Origin of the sequence: Alistipes sp. i18-0019-D1 (assembly GCF_042852885.1) — a bacterium.
Classification (GTDB): Bacteria; Bacteroidota; Bacteroidia; order Bacteroidales; family Rikenellaceae; genus Alistipes.
In genome coordinates this window covers 2006740-2025337 of the sequence record NZ_AP031424.1, presented here as the reverse complement: position 1 = coordinate 2025337, position 18598 = coordinate 2006740, and the positions used below count along the sequence as shown (strand labels likewise).

At 60.3% G+C, this 18598-nt stretch carries 18 protein-coding genes; 6 read left to right on the top strand and 12 right to left on the bottom strand.

Going from position 1 to position 18598, the window contains the following annotated elements:
* Positions 1-147: 147 nt before the first annotated feature.
* Positions 148-675, top strand: a complete 528-nt coding sequence (locus tag ACGHP5_RS08350; protein WP_290532635.1) for a DJ-1/PfpI family protein — start codon at positions 148-150, stop codon at positions 673-675.
* A gap of 41 nt (positions 676-716) precedes the next feature.
* Here ACGHP5_RS08350 and bla read toward each other — a convergent pair whose 3' ends face one another.
* From bla to ACGHP5_RS08330, 4 genes are all read right to left on the bottom strand, one after another.
* Positions 717-1595 (bottom strand): class A beta-lactamase, subclass A2, encoded by an 879-nt coding sequence (gene bla / locus ACGHP5_RS08345; protein WP_337657784.1) that lies wholly within the window; start codon positions 1593-1595, stop codon positions 717-719.
* Between the two features lie 6 nt (positions 1596-1601).
* Positions 1602-2516 carry an AraC family transcriptional regulator gene (locus ACGHP5_RS08340; RefSeq protein ID WP_295901270.1) on the bottom strand — a complete coding sequence of 305 codons (915 nt, stop codon included), beginning with the start codon at positions 2514-2516 and terminating at the stop codon, positions 1602-1604.
* A gap of 277 nt (positions 2517-2793) precedes the next feature.
* Positions 2794-3672: a YegS/Rv2252/BmrU family lipid kinase gene (locus ACGHP5_RS08335; RefSeq protein WP_290532638.1), complete on the bottom strand. Its 879-nt coding sequence runs from the start codon at positions 3670-3672 to the stop codon at positions 2794-2796.
* 8 nt (positions 3673-3680) lie between these two features.
* Complete coding sequence (locus tag ACGHP5_RS08330; RefSeq protein ID WP_290532639.1) at positions 3681-4691, bottom strand: FAD:protein FMN transferase; 1011 nt, start codon at positions 4689-4691, stop codon at positions 3681-3683.
* 189 nt (positions 4692-4880) lie between these two features.
* Between ACGHP5_RS08330 and rpsO the strand changes: the two genes are divergently transcribed.
* The 4 genes from rpsO to deoC all read left to right on the top strand — a co-directional run bounded on the left by rpsO (position 4881) and on the right by deoC (position 10598).
* Positions 4881-5153: a 30S ribosomal protein S15 gene (rpsO, locus tag ACGHP5_RS08325; RefSeq protein ID WP_015546507.1), complete on the top strand. Its 273-nt coding sequence runs from the start codon at positions 4881-4883 to the stop codon at positions 5151-5153.
* 93 nt (positions 5154-5246) lie between these two features.
* Positions 5247-7490 (top strand): polyribonucleotide nucleotidyltransferase, encoded by a 2244-nt coding sequence (gene pnp, locus ACGHP5_RS08320; protein WP_295901265.1) that lies wholly within the window; start codon positions 5247-5249, stop codon positions 7488-7490.
* A 277-nt stretch (positions 7491-7767) separates the two neighbouring features.
* Positions 7768-9489, top strand: coding sequence for a hypothetical protein (locus tag ACGHP5_RS08315; protein ID WP_290532674.1), 1722 nt, complete (start codon positions 7768-7770; stop codon positions 9487-9489).
* A gap of 227 nt (positions 9490-9716) precedes the next feature.
* Positions 9717-10598, top strand: coding sequence for a deoxyribose-phosphate aldolase (gene deoC / locus ACGHP5_RS08310; RefSeq protein WP_290532641.1), 882 nt, complete (start codon positions 9717-9719; stop codon positions 10596-10598).
* Positions 10599-10719: 121 nt separating this feature from the next.
* Here deoC and ACGHP5_RS08305 read toward each other — a convergent pair whose 3' ends face one another.
* From ACGHP5_RS08305 to ACGHP5_RS08295, 3 genes are read right to left on the bottom strand one after another with little or no spacing between them, the layout of a single operon-like run.
* The gene (locus tag ACGHP5_RS08305; RefSeq protein ID WP_337757122.1) at positions 10720-10965 is read right to left on the bottom strand and encodes a hypothetical protein; all 246 of its coding nucleotides are present in this window, start codon (positions 10963-10965) and stop codon (positions 10720-10722) included.
* Positions 10958-12595 (bottom strand): S41 family peptidase, encoded by a 1638-nt coding sequence (locus tag ACGHP5_RS08300; protein WP_290532643.1) that lies wholly within the window; start codon positions 12593-12595, stop codon positions 10958-10960. Before ACGHP5_RS08300 ends, ACGHP5_RS08305 begins: the two co-directional genes overlap by 8 nt.
* Before the next feature lie 21 nt (positions 12596-12616).
* Entirely contained in the window at positions 12617-13858 is a 1242-nt protein-coding gene (locus ACGHP5_RS08295) for a DUF3078 domain-containing protein (protein WP_295901260.1), read from the bottom strand.
* Positions 13859-13954: 96 nt separating this feature from the next.
* On the opposite strand from ACGHP5_RS08295, the gene nfo reads away from it, so the two are divergent.
* Positions 13955-14800 carry a deoxyribonuclease IV gene (gene nfo, locus ACGHP5_RS08290; protein WP_290532645.1) on the top strand — a complete coding sequence of 282 codons (846 nt, stop codon included), beginning with the start codon at positions 13955-13957 and terminating at the stop codon, positions 14798-14800.
* Between the two features lie 75 nt (positions 14801-14875).
* Here nfo and ACGHP5_RS08285 read toward each other — a convergent pair whose 3' ends face one another.
* From ACGHP5_RS08285 to ACGHP5_RS08265, 5 genes are all read right to left on the bottom strand, one after another.
* Positions 14876-16069, bottom strand: a complete 1194-nt coding sequence (locus ACGHP5_RS08285; RefSeq protein ID WP_390566185.1) for an aspartate aminotransferase family protein — start codon at positions 16067-16069, stop codon at positions 14876-14878.
* Positions 16070-16115: 46 nt separating this feature from the next.
* On the bottom strand, positions 16116-16841 hold the full coding sequence (locus tag ACGHP5_RS08280; protein ID WP_390566183.1) for a TrmH family RNA methyltransferase: 726 nt from the start codon (positions 16839-16841) through the stop codon (positions 16116-16118).
* Positions 16822-17742 (bottom strand): ribosome small subunit-dependent GTPase A, encoded by a 921-nt coding sequence (gene rsgA, locus ACGHP5_RS08275; protein ID WP_290532647.1) that lies wholly within the window; start codon positions 17740-17742, stop codon positions 16822-16824. The genes ACGHP5_RS08280 and rsgA overlap by 20 nt, the downstream gene beginning before the upstream one ends.
* On the bottom strand, positions 17735-18262 hold the full coding sequence (locus ACGHP5_RS08270; protein ID WP_390566181.1) for a CvpA family protein: 528 nt from the start codon (positions 18260-18262) through the stop codon (positions 17735-17737). Before ACGHP5_RS08270 ends, rsgA begins: the two co-directional genes overlap by 8 nt.
* A 96-nt stretch (positions 18263-18358) precedes the next feature.
* Positions 18359-18571, bottom strand: coding sequence for a helix-turn-helix domain-containing protein (locus ACGHP5_RS08265; protein ID WP_022061938.1), 213 nt, complete (start codon positions 18569-18571; stop codon positions 18359-18361).
* Positions 18572-18598 lie beyond the last annotated feature (27 nt).

Below are 18598 nucleotides of genomic sequence, written 5' to 3'. Positions count from 1 at the left end.
CCTTTGATTTCCAGCAACGGTTACTTTTCCGTAACCAACTCATTTTTAAGTGCGTTCTTGTCTATAAACACGAATCTGCCTATATTTGTAAGCAAAAGTAATAAACTTACCGAAAATAACCATTGTTTCACTAAACAAATCGCAACCATGTCAAAGAAAACAGCCGTCGTGGCCGTGAATCCCGTGAACGGGATGGGCCTGTTCCAGTATCTGGAAGCATTTTTCGAGAACCGGATTCCCTACACCGTCTTTGCGGTGTCCGACAGCCGGGAGATCCGCACCAATTCGGGCGTCGGGCTGACCGCCGACGACGTGATCGCCAGCCTCAAAGGACACGAAGAGGAGTACGACGCCCTGGTGTTCGCCTGCGGCGACGCCGTGCCGGTCTTCGCGCAGAACGCCGACAAGCCCTGGAACAAGGACCTGATGGAGGTGCTGAAAACCTTCGGGGAGACGGGCAAACCGATGATCGGCCACTGCGCCGCAGGGATGATGTTCGGATTCGCAGGTGTCGCCGCCGGACGGCGCGTCGCCGTGCACCCGATGGCCAAAGCCGCCGTGACGGGTCCCGTGGCGACGGACGCCCCGTTCGAGATCGACGGCAACTTCTACACCGCCCAGGAGGAGCACGCCATTCCGGCGATGATCCGACAGGTGGTCGAAGCGCTGAAATAACACCACGAAAAACCCCGGCCGCAAGACCGGGGCTTTTCATTTTACGGCCGGATGGCGTAATCGTAGACAAGCCGCGAAATGCGGGCGATGACGGCGGCATTGGTCCGGTCGTCCTCGCGGGAATCCATCACGAAGACCGCAATCGAATACTCCCGGCCATCGGGCAGACGGACGAATCCGATGTCGTTGTCGGCGATCTTCACCCCGCTCGCCGTGCGGTCCGAACTGCCGGTCTTATGCGCCACGGCGACCCCGGCAGGCAGCAACCCGCGGAGTTTGTCGGGACCGGTCGTCGTCGCGAACATCGTCCTCTCCAGGAAATCCCCGTATTCATCCGGGAGCAATTCCCCGCGGCGGAAACGTTCGAGCAGCCGCACGGCCGCCAGCGGCGTGGTCCGGTTGAGATACTGGTTGTCCGTATGGCGGTGCATCGTCTCCTCGTCGGCGACGATCTCCGTCTCACCGACGCCCAGCCGGGCGACATAGCGGCTCACGGTCTCCGGTCCGCCGAGGAAGCGGAACAACAGGTCACAGACGTTGTTGTCGCTCTGCGCGACGCTGTATGCCAGCAGTTCCGCCACGGTGAACTCGCCGCCCGCGGGACAGACTTCGCGCAGCGGCGACCACGTATCGGGCGGCAGGTCGGAGCGACGGACCGGAATGCGCGTCGCAAGGGGAAGGCCGCCGCGGGCAAGGCTGTCGAGCACGGCCAGCGCCTGATGGAATTTAAAGACGCTCAACATGGGATAGGGACGGGAGCCGTTCACCACGAGCGTGTCGCCGTCATCGAACACCACGGCGACGCCCACCGTCGCCCGCACCGAATCGGCCAGGGCGCGGATGTCGCGCTCCGGCGTCCCGGGCCGGGCCGAAAGGGCGGCCGCCGCAAGGCAGCAACAGAGCAGGATCAGCCGTTTCACGGGCCGTTATCCTTTCCGTTTGTAACGCGAGGGCGAAGTCCCGGTATGCTGTTTGAAATACTTGCCGAAGAAGGACTGCGTCGAGAAATTGAGGTGGTAGGCGATCTCCTGAATGCTCATCCCGGAATACTTGAGCAGGGCCTTGGCTTCGAGGATCACCGACTCGTCGATCCACCGCGCGGCGGTCTTGCCGCTCACCTCCTTCACCACGGACGAGAGGTATTTGGGCGTGATATTGAGCTGCTTGGCGTAGAAGCTCACGTTGCGCTCCTTCTTGTTGTACTGCTGCAGGAGCGACATGAACTCGTCGAACAGCACCTCGCAGCGTCCCTGCTTCATCTCGCCGGGCTGCTCGCGCTGGTTGATCTCGGTGATGATGTAGAACGCCGTGGTGAAGAGCGTGCGGATGATCTCGTGGCGGTAACGCTCCTTGTCGCTGCGCAGCATGGTCTTGATGAGCTGGAACAACTGGCGGATTTCGTCCACGTCCTGCGGCGTGACCTCCAGCACGGGAGCCTTGCCGAAGCGCATGTAGACCGGCAGCGAGGTCGAGAGGTCGATCTGGATCTCGTTGACGAACGATTTCGAGAAGGCCAACAGGTAAGCCGCGGCGTTCGACGAACATTTGACCGTGCGGATGATCGAATCGGGGTTGAAAAAGACGATCGTGTTGGGTTTGATGCTGTAATTCTGCATGTCGATCGACACGGTGGCCTCGCCCGCCATCATGATGATGGCCGTAAAACCGTCGATCGAGGTCGGATAGTCGGCCGTGGTGTTCTTGTCGGCCGTGAGTGCGGAGATCACCAGATCGTCCGAGAGGTAAAAGACGTCGCTCATCTCCTTCTTGATCCGGGAGATGGAGACTTTGCGCAAACTTTCGCGTCCTCCGCTGCGCGCCGTTTTGCCGTTATCCGCCATATCGTCGTAGTTTTTCCGACAAAAGTAACAATTACCGCTTAAAATCGCAAGTGCGGAAATAAAAAAACTTCCCGGTTTCCGAACGCTGTCGCCGCTGCGTTCCGCCGTATGCACGGCTGCGGACGGCAGGACAACCGCCTGCGGATTGCCGAGCCGCCACAGCAGTCATGGCGCCTGTTTTCGCGCCATAAGTCCGTCCGGCCCAAGCCCAGCCCGCGGGAGGGGTTCAGCGCCTGCAACCGGACCAGCGGCCGGAATACGGGCCGGACGCCCAAAATCAGGAATTGCCCGAGGTCTGTTTGGCGCACATCACACGCAGGCCGCCCGCCAGACATTCGATGTGCAGCGGGAATTCGGCTCCCTTCTGCCCGTCGACGTCCGTGGGTTCGTTGACCGACGACCGGATGTCGATCCGCTGCGCCCGGAGATGGCGGACGATCTTCGGACTGCCTCCCGCCAGGTAGCGGCACATGGCCAGCGTCGAACGGAAGAAGTTCTTCTTCTCCAGCAGGATGCAGTCGAACAGCCCGTCCTTGATCGACGACCGCCGCGCCAGGTGGAAACCGCCCGCCGTCTCGCCGTTGAAAATCAGCACCATCAGCGACCGCAGGTCGAACCGCTCGCCGTCGGCCTCGATCTCCAGCGGCACGGCGTGCATCGTGCGGAACTCCTTGACCCCCTCGATGATATATGCCAGTTTGCCGATCTTGTGCTTGCGCTCGTCGGGCGTGCGCTGCGAGGTGGTCGTGAAGATGCCGAACGAAAAGATATTGACGAAATACAGGTCGTTCACCCGCCCGCAGTCGACCCTCTCGACGACGCCCGACGCGATCTGCCGCGCCGCTTCGAGCGGCTCGCGCGACATGCCGACCGCCCCGGCGAAATCGTTGGCCGTACCGGCCGGAATCACGCCGATGGGAATGTCCAGTCCCTTGCGTTTCATGGCGTTGACCACATAGTTCACCGTGCCGTCGCCGCCGGCGACGACCATCAGGTCGATTGTCTCGTTGCCGTCGAACGGATTGGCCGTAAAGTCGATCTTCTGCGGCGTGACGTCGTAGCCGTAGGCCTGAAAAATCGTACTGATGCACCCGACGTTGCGGGCGATCTTTCCCTTGCCCGATTCGGGATTGTAGAGGAATACCGCTGTTTTCATTTATCTCGCTATTTCAGAATCAACGCTTCCATGGCCGGCGAGACGTACTCCTCGTACTCCCCGCCGTCGCCCGCCAGGATGAAGTACGCCTTCACGCCGGGCATCCGTTCCGCGGCCGCCAGCGCATCGTCGGCGCCCATCGCCAGGAACATGGTCCCCAGCGCGTCGGCCTCGGCGCAGGTCGGGGCCGCGACGGTCACCGACAGCAGGCGCGAAAGGGCGCTGCGCCCCGTGCGGGGGTCGATGGTGTGGGCGACCTTGTTGCCCTCCCCGTCGAGGTAGAACCGGCGGTAGTTGCCCGAGGTGGCCAGCCCGCCGCCGGTCATCCGAATCCGTTTCTGAAGGTATTCGCCGTCCGACATGTTGCCGTCGAAAGGCGTTTCGACGCCGATGCGCCACGCCCTGCCCTGCCGGTTGAGTCCCCGGCAGCGGACCTCGCCGCCGATGTCGACGATGTAGTTTTCAGCCCCGTATTTCTCGACCAGTGCGGCCAGCAGGTCGACCGTATAGCCTTTGGCCACGGAGTTGAAATCCAGCTGCACGCGCGGGTCGTCCTTCACCAGCCGCCCGCCTTCGACGCGGACCTTTTCGCGGCCCACGAATGCGAGAATCGAATCGACATTCGGATTATCGGCACGCTCCCGCCCGGCGAAACCCCACGCCTCAACCAGCGGCTTGACGGTCACGTCGTAACGCCCGTCGCTCAACGCGCCGATGCTGTCGGCCAGATGCAGGTTGAAGGCGATGTGGCGGTCGACGCTGTCGGTTTCGTTGCGGTTCAGGCGGCTCACGAGCGACGTCGAATCGTAGATCGACATCGACGCCTTGGCCTCGCGGTCCAACTCCATGACGGCCGCATAGAGCCGCTGCTGCGAGACACCCTTCACGTCGGCCACCACATGCAGCGTCGTGCCGAGCATCGTCCCGTCGACGGTGACGAAATCCGGCCCGCTCCCGCAGCCGCACAGCGCCGCGGCAACAAGCGCGGCGAAAGTTCCGCGCACACCCGTTTTCCCCATAATTTTCACTTGTTTAGCCGCAAAAATACGATTTTCCCGATTAATTTGTTATTTTTAGACGCCAAATTGAAAATAATTGTGAATTATGAATTATGAATTATGAATTATTTCCTACCTTTGCGGAACGCTCTGGCGTTATCCACGGTAAGGGGGATGCGTCGTAGAGTGGAACGTAAATAAATTTACACAATGGCTTATTTAACAGCTGAGAAAAAGCAGGAGCTTTTCGGCCAGTACGGCAAGTCTAACACCGACACGGGTTCGCCCGAAAGTCAGATCGCGTTGTTTTCCTACCGTATCAGCCACCTTACGGAACACCTCAAAAGCAACAAGCACGACTTCGGAACCCAGCGCGCACTGCTGCGCCTGGTCGGCAAGCGCCGCGCGTTGCTGGAATACCTGAAGGAGGTCGACATCGAGCGCTACCGCGCAATCGTGAAGACGCTGAATCTCCGCAAGTAATCCCGAGGAAGAAATGAAGGCAATTCCCGAGAGGGGTTGCCTTCATTTTCGTTGCGAAAAACAATTCGAAAACACTATAGGTTTAAAATTTTTATGGAAGAAAAGAAGCTGTACAACGCAGTCCGTAAAACGATCGCCCTGGCCGACGGACGCCAGATCGAGATCGAAACGGGCAAACTGGCCAAGCAGGCCGACGGCTCGGTCGTCGTCAAGATGGGCGACACGATGCTGCTCGGTACCGTCGTGGCCGCAAAGGACGCAAAACCCGACACCGATTTCATGCCCCTGCAGGTAGAGTACAAAGAAAAGTACGCCTCCATCGGCCGCTATCCCGGAGGTTTCATGAAGCGCGAAGGCCGTGCTAACGACAGCGAGATCCTCGTCGCCCGGCTGATCGACCGCGCCCTCCGCCCCCTGTTCCCCGCGGATTACCACGCCGAAGTCTACGTGACGGTCACCCTCATTTCGGCGGACAAGGATATTCAGCCCGACGCGCTGGCCGGTCTGGCCGCCTCGGCGGCGCTCGCCGTATCGGACATTCCCTTCGGCGGCCCCATCTCGGAGGTCCGCGTCGTACGACGCAACGGCGAATACGCCATCAACCCCACCTATTCGGAGATGCCCGAATGCGACCTGGACATCATGGTCGGCGGTACGATCGACAACATCCTGATGGTCGAGGGTGAGATGAAGGAGGTTTCGGAAGAGGTGATGCTCGGCGCCATCAAGTTTGCGCACGAGGAGATCAAGAAACACTGCGCCGTACAGATCGAGCTTTCGAAAGAACTGGGCAAGGACGTGAAACGCACCTACTGCCACGAAGTCAACGACGAGGAACTCCGCCAGACGATCATCCGGGAACTTTACGACAAGGCTTACGCCATCGCCACGAGCGGCACGATGAAACACGAGCGCGAGGACAAGTTCAATGCCCTCGAAGCCGAGTTCGCAGCCCGTTATTCGGAGGAGGAGCTGGTCGAGAAGGCCCCGCTGATCCACAAATATTTCCACGACGACGTGCAGAAGAAGGCCATGCGCAACATGATCCTCGACGAAGGCGTCCGCCTCGACGGCCGCAAGACCGACGAGATCCGCCCGATCTGGTGCGAGGTGGGCTACCTGCCCGCAGCCCACGGCTCGGCGATCTTCACCCGCGGTGAAACGCAGTCGCTGACGACCGTTACGCTCGGCACGAAACTGGACGAAAAAGTCAAGGACGAGGTGCTCGTACAAGGAACCGAGCAGTTCGTGCTCCACTACAACTTCCCGCCCTTCTCGACGGGCGAGGCCAAGGCCGCCCGCGGCCTCTCGCGCCGCGAAATCGGCCACGGCCACCTGGCATGGCGCGCCCTGAAGCCGATGATTCCGCTGGGCGAGGACAACCCCTACGCCGTGCGCGTCGTGTCGGACATCCTCGAGTCGAACGGCTCGTCGTCGATGGCCACGGTCTGCGCCGGAACCCTCGCGCTGATGGACGCCGGCGTGAAACTCCGCAAGCCCGTATCGGGTATCGCCATGGGGCTGATCTCCGATTCCGCAACCGGCAAATGGGCCGTGCTGTCGGACATCCTGGGCGATGAGGACCACCTGGGCGACATGGACTTCAAGGTGACGGGAACCAAAGACGGCATCACCGCCACGCAGATGGACATCAAGGTCGACGGACTCTCCTACGAGGTGCTGGCCGCCGCGCTGGAGCAGGCCCGCAAAGGCCGCATGCACATCCTCGGCAAGATCACCGAGTGCATCGCCGAGCCGCGCGAGGACTACAAGCCCTGCGTGCCGCGCATCGTGCAGATCGTCATTCCGCAGGATATGATCGGTCCGGTTATCGGCCCGGGCGGAAAGGTGATCCAGGACATCCAGAAGACCACCAACACCACCATCACCATCACGGAGGTGGACAACAAGGGTATCGTGGACATCTTCGGCATCGACAAGGAGGCCCTCGACGGAGCGCTGGCCCGCATCAAGGCCATCGTAGCCATCCCCGAAGTGGGCGAGACGTACCACGGCAAGGTCCGTTCGATCGTCGCCTTCGGCGCGTTCGTCGAGATCATGCCGGGCAAGGACGCCCTGCTCCATATCTCGGAGATCGACTACAAGCGTTTCGAGACCATGGAGGAGACGGGTCTGAAGGAGGGCGACGAGATCGACGTCAAACTGATCGGCGTAGACCCCAAGACCAACAAGCTCAAACTGTCGCGCAAGGCGCTTCTTCCCAAGCCCGAAGGCTACGTGGAGCGTGAGCGCCGTCCGCGTCCCGAGCGCGGTGAGCGTGGCGAGCGTCGCGACCGCGGCGAACGCCGTGAGCGTCACGAGCACAAAGAGGAGTAAAGAAGACTGTTAATGTGGATATTTCGGACGGAAAACAGCGCTTTTTTCCGTCCGGAATATTGCATAATCAGCAAGAGTTTTCTATATTTGCGCTGTTCCGCGGCCCGGTAAGCACCGGCCCTGATGGACGAACGAAGGAGGGATGGAGGACGGACAGAGGGCGAACGAAGGGCGGACGAAGGGCGGACGAAGGGCAAACGAAGGGCAAACGAAACGGAAAAAGAGGCAAACAAATTCAAAATAAACACATTAACTTTTACCTATTATGAAAAACTTAATGAAATTGAGCGTTGTGCTCGTAGCTGCCGCACTGGCATTCTCGAGCTGTAACTGCTTCAAGAAGATGGCCAAGAACCGGGACGACATCAAGCTGACGGTCACCCCCGAGATTCTGACGCTGAACAACGGCACGGTTGCCGCGGACATCAATGTGACCTTCCCCGTAGAGTATTTCAACAAGAAGGCCATCATCAAAGTTACCCCCGTCATCGTATTCGAAGGCGGCGAAGTAGCCGGCGCCACCAAATACTACCAGGGTTCGAAGGTGGACGAGAACTACGCAGTCGTAGATATGAGCAACGGCGGCAATTTCACGCAGCACGTCGAGTTCCCGTACGATCCCCGCATGGACCAGTGCGCCCTGCAGCTCCGCGCCGAGATCAAGTGCCCGAAAGGCAAGGCCAAGGAGTTCGTGCTCGTCAACCTGAACACCGGCGCCATCCCCACCAAGGAGCAGGCTGCCGTGCTGGCCGGCAACGACGCCGCAGCCAAGGCTGCCATCGCCAAGGAATTCGGTCTGACGGTGGCTTACGGTCTGAACACCCTGCAGAAGGACCTCAAGTACGGCGACCTGATGGATCAGATGGCCAACAACTACAAGAAGGTCACCACGGTAGTCGACAAGACGGACCTGCTCTACGCCATCAACTCGTCGGTCGTGACGAAGAAGAACGAGAAGAACGCCAACCTCGGCGCATTCAAGGAGAACGTGGACAAGAACCTCACGAACGACCGCGCCACGCAGAACATCGCCGTGAAGGGCTACGCTTCGCCCGACGGTCCGGTGAAGTTCAACGACACGCTTTCGAAGAAGCGCAGCGAATCGGGTAAGAAGGTCGTTGCCAAGCTGCTCAAGGACGCCGGTCTGGACATCGACGCCGCTGCTTACGGCGAAGACTGGGACGGCTTCAAGGAGCTGGTCGAGAAGTCGGACATCAAGGACAAGAACCTCATTCTCCAGGTGCTGAGCCTCTACAACTCGCCCGCAGAGCGTGAGACCGAGATCAAGAACATGTCGAGCGTCTTCAACGAGCTGAAGAAGGACATCCTTCCCGAACTGCGCCGTTCGCAGATCGTCAACAGCACCGACCTCCAGGGTCTGACCGACGCCGAGATCATGGCCGCTTACCGCAACGGCGGCGACCTGACCGTAGAGCAGTACCTCTATGCCGCCCAGGAGCTGGCTAACGGAGCCGGGGAGCAGGTTGCCATTCTGACTGCCGCTTCGAAGAAGTTCAACGACGCCCGCGTATGGAACAACCTCGGCGTTGCCCAGACGCAGGCCGGTGACAAGGCCGCCGCTCTGAAATCGTTCGAGAAAGCTGCCAAGCTGGATTCGTCGAAGGAGTTGAGCAAGAACCTGTTGCTCGCCAACCTGGCTAACGGCAATACCGCAGAGGCCAAGAAGTACGCCGCTGCCGCCGACGCCCAGGCCAAGGCCGCCATGGCTGCCGCCGAAGGCGACTACAAGGCTGCCGCCAAGAACCTCGAAGGCTACAACGAAGCTATCGCCCTGGTTCAGTCGAACGACCTGGCCGGCGCCAAGAAGGCCATTGCCAAGGACAACTCGGCTGACGCCGACTACCTGCGCGCCGTTATCGCTGCCAAGGAAGGCGACCTGAAGACCGCAGAGGCACAGCTGAAGAGCGCCGTTTCGAAGAATCCCGCGCTGGCCCAGAAGGCCGCCAAGGACATCAACCTGAAGGCGTTGAACAAGTAATCGGCTTCATCGATAAAAAAAGAGTCTGGCCCGCGAGGGTTCAGGCTCTTTTTTTGCATCCTGCCCTGCGTGCCCCGCAACAAAAGCATAGGTGCATCCGTTTTTCGGTTAAGCGGGTCCGGCGCCGTGTCCGGGCGGCGGCCGATGCCGGACAACCGTTAAAATAATTGGTCCGGAAGCGATGCGGGATCGAATAATTTTTCTAATTTTGTAAAAAACAAGATTGTATGGAATACGCCAACCACCTGAAAGAATACGCCCCGGCGTGGAGCGCAGCGCAAGTCGACGAAGAGGTCGCACGCATCCGCAAGGCCGCAGAGACCCGCAACCACAACACCGAGGTCTACAAATTCTGCTACTCGGCCATCGACCTCACGACGCTGTCGTGCAACGATTCGGTGAAATCCGTCACGGAATTCGCCCGCAAGGCCGCGGAGTTCTACCAAAAATACCCACACATCCCCAACGTGGCTTCGATCTGCATCTATCCCTCGTTCGTCGAGACCGTGGGGCTGGCCGTGGACGGCACACCGATGAAGATCACGAGTGTCGGCGGGGGATTTCCCGCGGCGCAGACCTTTCTCGAAGTGAAGGCCCTCGAGGTGGCGATGGCCGTAGAGAACGGCGCCGACGAGGTGGACATCGTCCTCAACGTGGGGCGCATGCTTACGGGTGAATACGACGAGGCGGCCAACGAGGTGGAGGTGATCCGCACGGAGATGGACGACGACGTGGTGCTGAAGGTGATCATCGAATCGGGAGCGCTGAAAACCCCCGAGCTGATCCGCAAGGCGTCGCTGCTGTCGATGCTGGCAGGGGCCGATTTCGTGAAGACCTCGACGGGCAAGATCGACGTGGCCGCAACGCCCGAGGCCGCCGTGGTGATGTGCCACGCGATCCGGGACTATTACGACAAGACGGGCCGCAAGGTCGGCTTCAAGGCCGCAGGCGGGGTCCGCACGGCGGAAGACGCCGCACTCTACTACACGATCGTCGAGGAGATACTCGGCAAAGAGTGGCTCACGACGGAGTTGTTCCGCATCGGGGCCTCTTCGGCCGCGAACAACATCCTTTCGGCCATCGAAGGCTCGGAGATCAAGTATTTCTAACCGCCCCGAAACCGGCTGGCGGACATCTACGGGGCCTTTCTCACGGACTGACCCGCCCCGATGCACGAAAAACGGCGGCCCCTGATACGGGGGCCGCCGTTTCATACATACCGATCCCGGCTTACGGAAGCGAATCCGTAATTTCGACGCTCAACGAGTCGACCGTCCCGGGGGCCGGAGCGCCTTCGGCCGGAACGTCGAGTTCGGCGGGCGAGATCAGGTGCGGGGGTTCCGCGGCCGGCTCGACGCCGTTGAGCAATTCATCGCGCTGCACCATCGACTGGAAGTTGTCGCGCCGGATGGCCGCTACGACGATGATGACAACCACCGCCACGGCCACAACGATACCGATCAGTTTTTTAATCATTTTTATTCGCTTCCTTTAAGATCCCGATGGCGCGTACGACGACGTTGTCCACGGGATAGATGTTTGCGTAAAACCCATTGTCCTCCAACGCCGTATTGCGGCCGATATAGGCCCGGAGCTGGGCCTCGATCAGCTTCCGCGAACGGGCGATGTCGCCGTAGCGCGGCGCAACGCCCTTCCGGGCGGCATAGCGGACGAAATCATCCACAAGGGTCTTGTCGCTGTCGAGCAGCGCCTGCAGCTCATCGATGGTCTTCACTGCATTGAGCGCCTCGCGGTGACGGTCGGCGTACTCGATCGTGTAGCGGTAGAGGATATTGCGGCCCGCCACCTCGACGAAATACTTCGTCACGTCGGTCGTATCGGCCGGAATGAACACGTCCGGCATGATGCCGCCGCCGCCGTAGACCACCTTTCCGCCCGGCGTCACCCGCTTGAGCGAGTCGGCGAAATGGATGCTGTCGGCCGAGAAAAACTCGTTGTTCCGGTAACGGTTCCAAAGATCCTCCTCGTAGTCCGCGTCGTCCCCGATCGTGTAGGGCTTCTGGATCGAGCGGCCCGTCGGCGTATAGTAGCGCGCCGTGGTCAGCCGCAGGGCCGATCCGTCGCTGTACGGTATCTGACGCTGTACGAGACCCTTGCCGAACGAACGACGACCAATAATCGTACCACGGTCGTTGTCCTGCAACGCTCCGGCGAGAATTTCGCTCGACGAGGCGCTTCCCTCGTCGATCAGCACCACGACCTCCATGTCCTGCGCCGAGCCTTTGCCGTCGGCGTATTCGCGCAGCTGCTCGTGACGGCGGTCCTCGGTGTAGACGATCAGCTGGCCCTCGTGCAGGAACTCGTTGGCCACGGCGATCGCCTGGTCGAGAAACCCGCCCGAATTGCCCCGCAGGTCGAAAATCAGCTTCGTCACCCCTTCGGCGCGCAGCGACGCCAGCGCCTTGCGGAATTCGTCGAAAGTGGTCCGCGCGAACTGCCCCAGCTTGACGTATCCCACGCCGTCGGCGATGCGGAAGGCCGATTCGATGCTCCTGATGGGAATGACGCCGCGCACGACCTCGACCTCGACCAGATCGGAGATGCCCTGCCGTTCGAGACCGAGACGAACCGTCGTACCGCGCGGCCCGCGCAGCATCTTGACGACGTTGTTCTGGGGAATCTTACGCCCGGCGACAAGCGAATCGCCGATCTCGACAATGCGGTCCCCGGCCTTGACGCCGGCCTTGTCGCTCGGGCCCTGCGGAATGACGTTCAGCACGATCACCGTGTCGGTAGCCATGTTGAAGACCACGCCGATGCCGTCGAACTCCCCTTCGAGGGGTTCGTTCAGGGCCTGCATTTCCGCGGCGGGAATATAGACCGAATGGGGGTCCAGCTCCTTGACCAGCATCGGAATGACGTGCTCGGCGAGCGAGTCCATCGACACCGAGTCGACATACTGGTTCTCGATCAGCGAGAGCGTATAGGAGAGTTTGTTGTTGGGCAGCGCCATGCGGCTGAGCATGCCCTTGAGCTGCGACGTGGTGGTGTTGCGGCCCAAATACTGGCCCAGAACGAGGCCCAGCACGACTCCCGCGGCCAGCAACAGCGGGAAGAGGACGGTGTGTTTCGAGTTTTTGTACATTTGCGTTTAAATAGCTGCCGATCAGGGTTTCGGCTTATTCTTGAAAGTGTAGGTAAGTCCCACCTGCAAATAAGTCTGCGTCTGCACGTCGACATTCTGCGCCCGGTTGTAGTAGAGTTGGAAACTAACCTTCGTGGAAAGGTATTTCGTCGCCTTGATTTCGAGCGTATTTTCCCAGCGCACCGTGGGATGGATCGGCAGACGGGGCTTGTCCTTGATGTCATGCCCGACGCTGGTATCCTCCTTATCGGCCCACTTGTCGTACGCCTCCAGATACTTGGTGTAGTCGCTGATCTTGTTCTTTTGGCCGATGTCGGTAATCCAGCCGTAAAATGAGAAGATCGTGGTGCGGTAGCGCAGGTAGCCCGTCTTGCCGAACGTGCGGTCGAAACCGATCTCGACCGACGAACCGCCCTCGTATTTCGAGGTCTTCTCGGGGTCCTCGATACCATAGGGATAAGCCGGTTTGATCTCCTTGCCGTCATCGCCCACCTGCCGCATGCGGATCCAGTCGCTCTCGGCGAAAGTTCCGCTCAAGGCGAGCGGAGACATGTTGACCGTGATGGGAAATTTCTTCTTGGGGCTTTTATAGGTGATACCCAGCGAAATATCGAGGTAACCCGGGGTCATGAACTTGCTCTTGAGGTGCTTCTTCTCCTGCTCGGAGCGCGATTTGTAACCGTTGACAAACTGGCTGCGGAACTGGAACGTGGAGCCGTAAGACCAGTTCTTCGCCATTTCGAACGCCGGATTCACCCAGATGACGAACTCGTCCTGATTCTTGAACCATACGCCTTCGCTGTCCATGATCTTGTTACCGCTCTCGTCGACCATCGGCTTGCCGTCCGGTCCCACGCGCTGCGTCTCGACCTTCATGCGGTTGTAGCCCAGCTTGGCATTGAACTTGGTTTCGATGGAAAAGAGGTTCTTCTTGAAGATATGCCGCAGGTTGAAGGTCGCCACCAGCGCAATGGAGTTGTCACCGCCCGACACCGAGATCCAGGGGTCGTTGTACGAAGTCAGCGTTCCCTGCAGGCCGCCGCCGAATTCGAGGTAGTTGCGCTCCTTACGGATGGCGGCGCGCTCGGCCTTGTAGCGGGCGAGGCTGAAATAATCGGCGTCGACGGACGTGGATTTCAGCCGGTCGCGGAACGTCACGTTCCGCCGCTCGGCATTGACTTCGTCGATTGAAATCTGGGCCGAGGCCGGAACGGAGGACCCGACGAGTGACGCCAGCGCGAGAATCAGGTAAAAATGTTTCATAACGAAGCGATTGTATTTGATTTTCAATCTACAAATTTATGAATTTATTTATAAAAACTTTAACTTTGTCTGAAAGTTAAACGGAAAGGACCAACTATGAAATATTTCGGAGCGCACGTAAGCGCTGCGGGCGGCGTGGAGAACGCCCCGGCCAACGCACACGCTATCGGAGCCACGGGCTTCGCCCTTTTCACCAAGAACCAGCGGCAGTGGGTGGCCAAGCCGCTTGCCACGGGCGAGATCGACGCCTTCCGCAAGGCGTGCGAACGGTACGGCTACACCCCCGCACAGATTCTGCCCCACGACTCGTACCTGATCAACCTCGGACATCCCGAGAAGGAACCGCTCGAAAAATCGCGTGCGGCGTTCCTCGACGAAATGCAGCGGTGCGAGCTGCTGGGCCTCGACCGGCTGAACTTCCATCCCGGCAGCCACCTGCAAAAGATCACCGAGCAGGAGTCGCTCGACCGGATCGCCGAGTCGATCAACCTGGCGCTCGACCGCACGCACGGCGTGACGGCGGTGATCGAGAACACCGCGGGGCAGGGTTCGAACCTCGGATTCCGCTTCGAGCACCTCGCCTACCTGATCGGACGCGTGGAGGACAAATCGAGGGTGGGCGTCTGCATCGACACCTGCCACGCCTTCGCGGCGGGGTACGACCTCCGGACGCGCGAGGCGTGCGACGCCACGTTCGCCGAACTGGAACGCGTCGTCGGATTCGAATACCTGAAAGGCATGCACCTGAACGATGCGATGAAGATTCTGGGCAGCCGCGTCGACCGCCACACGCCGCTGGGCGAGGGAATGATCGGCATGGAATGCTTCCGCTACATCGCTTCCGACAAGCGTTTCGACGGCATTCCGCTGATCCTCGAAACCCCGGACGAAGCGCGCTGGGCCGAGGAGATCGCCCGGCTGAAAGCATTCGCCACAGAATAAATCACCGGAAATTTACGACGGAGCGCAGAACAGGACGAAAACCTGCGACCAACCACCGCCCCTAAAACGGGTCTTTCAGACCCGATTCAGGCAATCCAGGATGATCGCCGCGCTTTCGCGCACCTCCTCTTCCGAGATCGTGAGGGGCGGTGAAATGCGGAACGCCGTGTCGCAGAACAGGAACCAGTCGCTCAAGATGCCCTCCTCCTTGAAAAGTTCCATGATGCGGTAAAGTTTTGCCGATTCGCCCAGCTCGACGGCCAGCAGCAGGCCGCTGCGGCGGATTTCCCGCACGGCGGGATGATCCTTCAGCAGCATTTCATACAACGCACCCTTCGTTTCGACCGTTTCGACCACCCGGTTGTCCACCAGGTAATTCAGCGCCGCGAGTCCCGCCGCACAGCAGACCGGATGACCTCCGAAAGTGGTGATGTGCCCCAGCACGGGGTTCTCCTGCAACGTATCCATCACCTCGTGGCGCGCGACGAACGCCCCGAGGGGCATGCCCCCGCCGAAGGCTTTGGCCAGGCAGACGATATCAGGCGTGACGCCGTATTTGAGCATGGCGAACAACTCGCCCGTACGGCCCATGCCGGTCTGTATCTCGTCGAAAATCAGCAGCGCGCCGACTTCGTCGCAGCGCCTGCGCAACGCTTCCAGATAACCCGGACGGGGCGGACGGACACCCGCTTCACCCTGCACCGGCTCGGCCAGCACACAGGCCGTGCGGTGCGTGATGCGCTCCAGTTCGGAAAAATCGTTGAACTCCACGGCCTGCACGTCGGGCAGCAGAGGCCGGAACGCCCCTTTCCACTCCTCGCCCTCGGGCGCGCCCATCATGCTCATCGCACCGTGCGTCGACCCGTGGTAGGCGCGGCGCATGGAGACGATCTCCGTACGCCGGGTAAAACGTTTCGCCAGTTTCAAAGCCCCCTCGACCGCCTCGGCGCCCGAGTTGACGAAATAGACGCTTCCGAGCGGCGCGGGCAGCAGCGACGCGATCCTGGCGGCATACTCCACCTGCGGCGTCTCGACCAGCTCGCCGTAGACCATCACATGCATGTAGCGCGCGGCCTGCTCCTGCACGGCGCGCACCACGGCCGGATTGCAATGCCCGACGTTGCTGACCGAAACCCCGGCCACCAGGTCGAAATAACGCTTGCCCCCGGGCGTATAGAAAAACGAGCCTTCGGCGCGCGCGACCTCCACCAGCATCGGCGACGGGGAGGTCTGGGCGACATGCGCCAGAAATTGTTTACGGAGAATCATACTATTATCCATTTATGCGGATTCGGGTCAAAGACGCCGAATCCTCCTATAAATCCAGAGTCATACCGCTGCGCTGCAAAATCGCTTCGGAGTCCTTCACGCTGCGCCGCATCCAGCGGCAGAGCGTTTCGGCCTGTTCGGCGTCGGACATCCGCCAGCCGCCGACCGTGAGGCGCATGCGTTCGGAGAGCGTGTAGATCAGGATCGCCGCCGAGGCCGAGACGTTCAGGCTCTCGACCATGCCACACATCGGGATGCGCAGGAATTCGTCGGCCGAGGCGATCACCTCGTCGGAAATCCCGGCGTGTTCCGTCCCGAAGACCAGCGCGAAAGGTCCCCGCCCGACATCGAATGTCTCGGGCGTCACATCCTCGCGGTGGGGCGTGGTGGCCACGATCCGGTAACCGGCACCTTTGAGGGCGGCAATGGCCTCGCCCGTCGAGGCGTGGCGGCACACGTCGACCCACTGGTGCGTGCCGCGCGCAATGTCGGGATTGGGTTCGAACGGGCAGAGCGTCTCCACGGTGTGCATTTCCTGCACGCCGAACGCCTCGCAATGGCGGATCAGCGCCGCGGCGTTCTGTCCGTGGTACATGTTCTCGGCCAGCACGGTCATGTAGCGCGTGCGCATGGAGACCGTCTTCCGCAAAACGGCATACCGTTCCGGTGTCATGAACCCGGCGAGGCAGGCGATGCGTTCGGCGTCGCGCGCGGCGTCAGGCCCGAAATCGAAATCCGGTCCCGGAGAGTCGTTATTTGCGGTATTTTTCATCTTCGTCGAGTATTTTCAGGTAGCTTTCGTACCGCGGCCAGGCGATTTCGCCCGCCTTCACGGCTTCGACCACCGCACAGCCCGGTTCGTGGGTGTGGGTGCAGTTGTAGAAACGGCAGCCGGGGGCCGCGCGCATCATTTCGGGAAAATAGTGCCACAGTTCCGCCTCGTCGATGTCGATCAGCCCGAAACCCTTGATGCCCGGCGTGTCGATCACCGCGCCGCCCCCGGCCAAGGGGTACATCGTCGAGAAGGTCGTCGTATGACGCCCCTTGTGGTGGCTTTCGGAGATTTCGCCCGTGCGGATGTCCAGCGAGGGGTCAATGGCCTGAATCAGCGTCGATTTCCCGACGCCCGAATTTCCCGAAACGAGGGTCGTGCGTCCCGTGAGCAGTTCTCGGACCTCCTCCACGCCCAGGCCCTTCCTGGCCGACACCTCCAGCACCCGGTAACCGGCCCCCTCGTAGACCGCGCGGAACTCCGCGACGGCCTCCGCATCCTGCAGGTCGATCTTCGACAGGAGGATCGTCACCGGGACCTTGTAGGCCTCGCAGGTCACCAGGAAACGGTCCACGAACTCCGTGGGCGTCTCGGGCGAACGCAGCGACGCCATCAACAGCGCCTGGTCGACGTTGGCGGCGATGATGTGCGATTCTTTCGAAAGGTTCGAAGCACGGCGGATCACGTAGTTGCGCCTCGGCAGGATGTCGGCGATCACGTAGTCGCCTCCCTCGTCGGCCTCGCACACCACCTCGTCGCCCACCACCACCGGGTTGGTCGAACGCACCCCTTTCAGGCGCAGCCGACCCCGGATGCGGCAACGCACCGTCGCGCCGTCGTGCAGCACGTCGTACCAGCTGCCCGTCGCCCGGACCACTGTGGCTGTAAACTTCCTATCCATCGGCCTCCGTTTTTTCCGTCTGCCGGGGAACCTGCCCGCCGACCCATTCCAGAAAAGGAAAAATGGATTCGGAGAGCCGCCGGACAAGCTTGTAGCTTTTCGACTGCTCGATCGTCTGCAGCCCCACGAGGCAATAGTCCTCGTTCAGCGTGTCGAAGGCCGAAAAAAGCACGCTCAGCACGAGCAGATACTTCAAAACCGATACCGCAATGCCCAGCAGCGTGTCGGCGATGCCCAATCCCGCAAAGTGAAAGACCTTGCGCACCAGCCTGCCGGCAATCGCCACGACGAGGATCACGGCGACGAGCACCGTGACGAAACCGCCCGCAGCGGCTACCTCGGCGTCGAGCCGCAGCCATCCGCCGACCTGCGCGCCGAAACGCGCGGCGAGCCAGATGCCCGCCACGATCCCCGCAAGGGAGCATATCTGCACGACAAAGCCCTGGCGCCATCCGTTCCAGACGGCCAGCACCAGCACGAGGCAGACGATTAAATCAAGCGTGTTCAATAAGCCGTTCAAATTATCACCGTAAAGATACGAATTTTAAAGAAACGGCCCAAAAAAAGCATACAACGAACGATTAGGCGCAATATATATAAATATAGGTATATCGTCCTAACGTATTACATCGCGCATGTTAACACTCAACGCATTACAGATGCTGCAAATGGTTTTTACGGTAAGATTAGTCCGCCCCGCCTCGATGCGGCTCAAGTTGGATCTTTCCATGTCACACCGGTAAGCCAGCTCCTGTACGGTCAGCTTACGCTCCTTCCTCAACTCCTTGATCCTCGTAGAGATATAAAGGATTTCATCCTGATAATTCATTCCCATTTCAAAAATTTGGACAAAAAT

Coding starts and splice junctions, on each gene's coding strand:
- ACGHP5_RS08350 (WP_290532635.1), top strand. CDS start 148: ATGTCAAAGAAAACAGCCGTCGTGGCCGTGAATCCCGTGAACGGGATG.
- ACGHP5_RS08340 (WP_295901270.1), bottom strand. CDS start 2,516: ATGGCGGATAACGGCAAAACGGCGCGCAGCGGAGGACGCGAAAGTTTG.
- ACGHP5_RS08335 (WP_290532638.1), bottom strand. CDS start 3,672: ATGAAAACAGCGGTATTCCTCTACAATCCCGAATCGGGCAAGGGAAAG.
- ACGHP5_RS08330 (WP_290532639.1), bottom strand. CDS start 4,691: ATGGGGAAAACGGGTGTGCGCGGAACTTTCGCCGCGCTTGTTGCCGCG.
- rpsO (WP_015546507.1), top strand. CDS start 4,881: ATGGCTTATTTAACAGCTGAGAAAAAGCAGGAGCTTTTCGGCCAGTAC.
- pnp (WP_295901265.1), top strand. CDS start 5,247: ATGGAAGAAAAGAAGCTGTACAACGCAGTCCGTAAAACGATCGCCCTG.
- ACGHP5_RS08315 (WP_290532674.1), top strand. CDS start 7,768: ATGAAATTGAGCGTTGTGCTCGTAGCTGCCGCACTGGCATTCTCGAGC.
- deoC (WP_290532641.1), top strand. CDS start 9,717: ATGGAATACGCCAACCACCTGAAAGAATACGCCCCGGCGTGGAGCGCA.
- ACGHP5_RS08305 (WP_337757122.1), bottom strand. CDS start 10,965: ATGATTAAAAAACTGATCGGTATCGTTGTGGCCGTGGCGGTGGTTGTC.
- ACGHP5_RS08300 (WP_290532643.1), bottom strand. CDS start 12,595: ATGTACAAAAACTCGAAACACACCGTCCTCTTCCCGCTGTTGCTGGCC.
- ACGHP5_RS08295 (WP_295901260.1), bottom strand. CDS start 13,858: ATGAAACATTTTTACCTGATTCTCGCGCTGGCGTCACTCGTCGGGTCC.
- nfo (WP_290532645.1), top strand. CDS start 13,955: ATGAAATATTTCGGAGCGCACGTAAGCGCTGCGGGCGGCGTGGAGAAC.
- ACGHP5_RS08285 (WP_390566185.1), bottom strand. CDS start 16,069: ATGATTCTCCGTAAACAATTTCTGGCGCATGTCGCCCAGACCTCCCCG.
- ACGHP5_RS08280 (WP_390566183.1), bottom strand. CDS start 16,841: ATGAAAAATACCGCAAATAACGACTCTCCGGGACCGGATTTCGATTTC.
- rsgA (WP_290532647.1), bottom strand. CDS start 17,742: ATGGATAGGAAGTTTACAGCCACAGTGGTCCGGGCGACGGGCAGCTGG.
- ACGHP5_RS08265 (WP_022061938.1), bottom strand. CDS start 18,571: ATGAATTATCAGGATGAAATCCTTTATATCTCTACGAGGATCAAGGAG.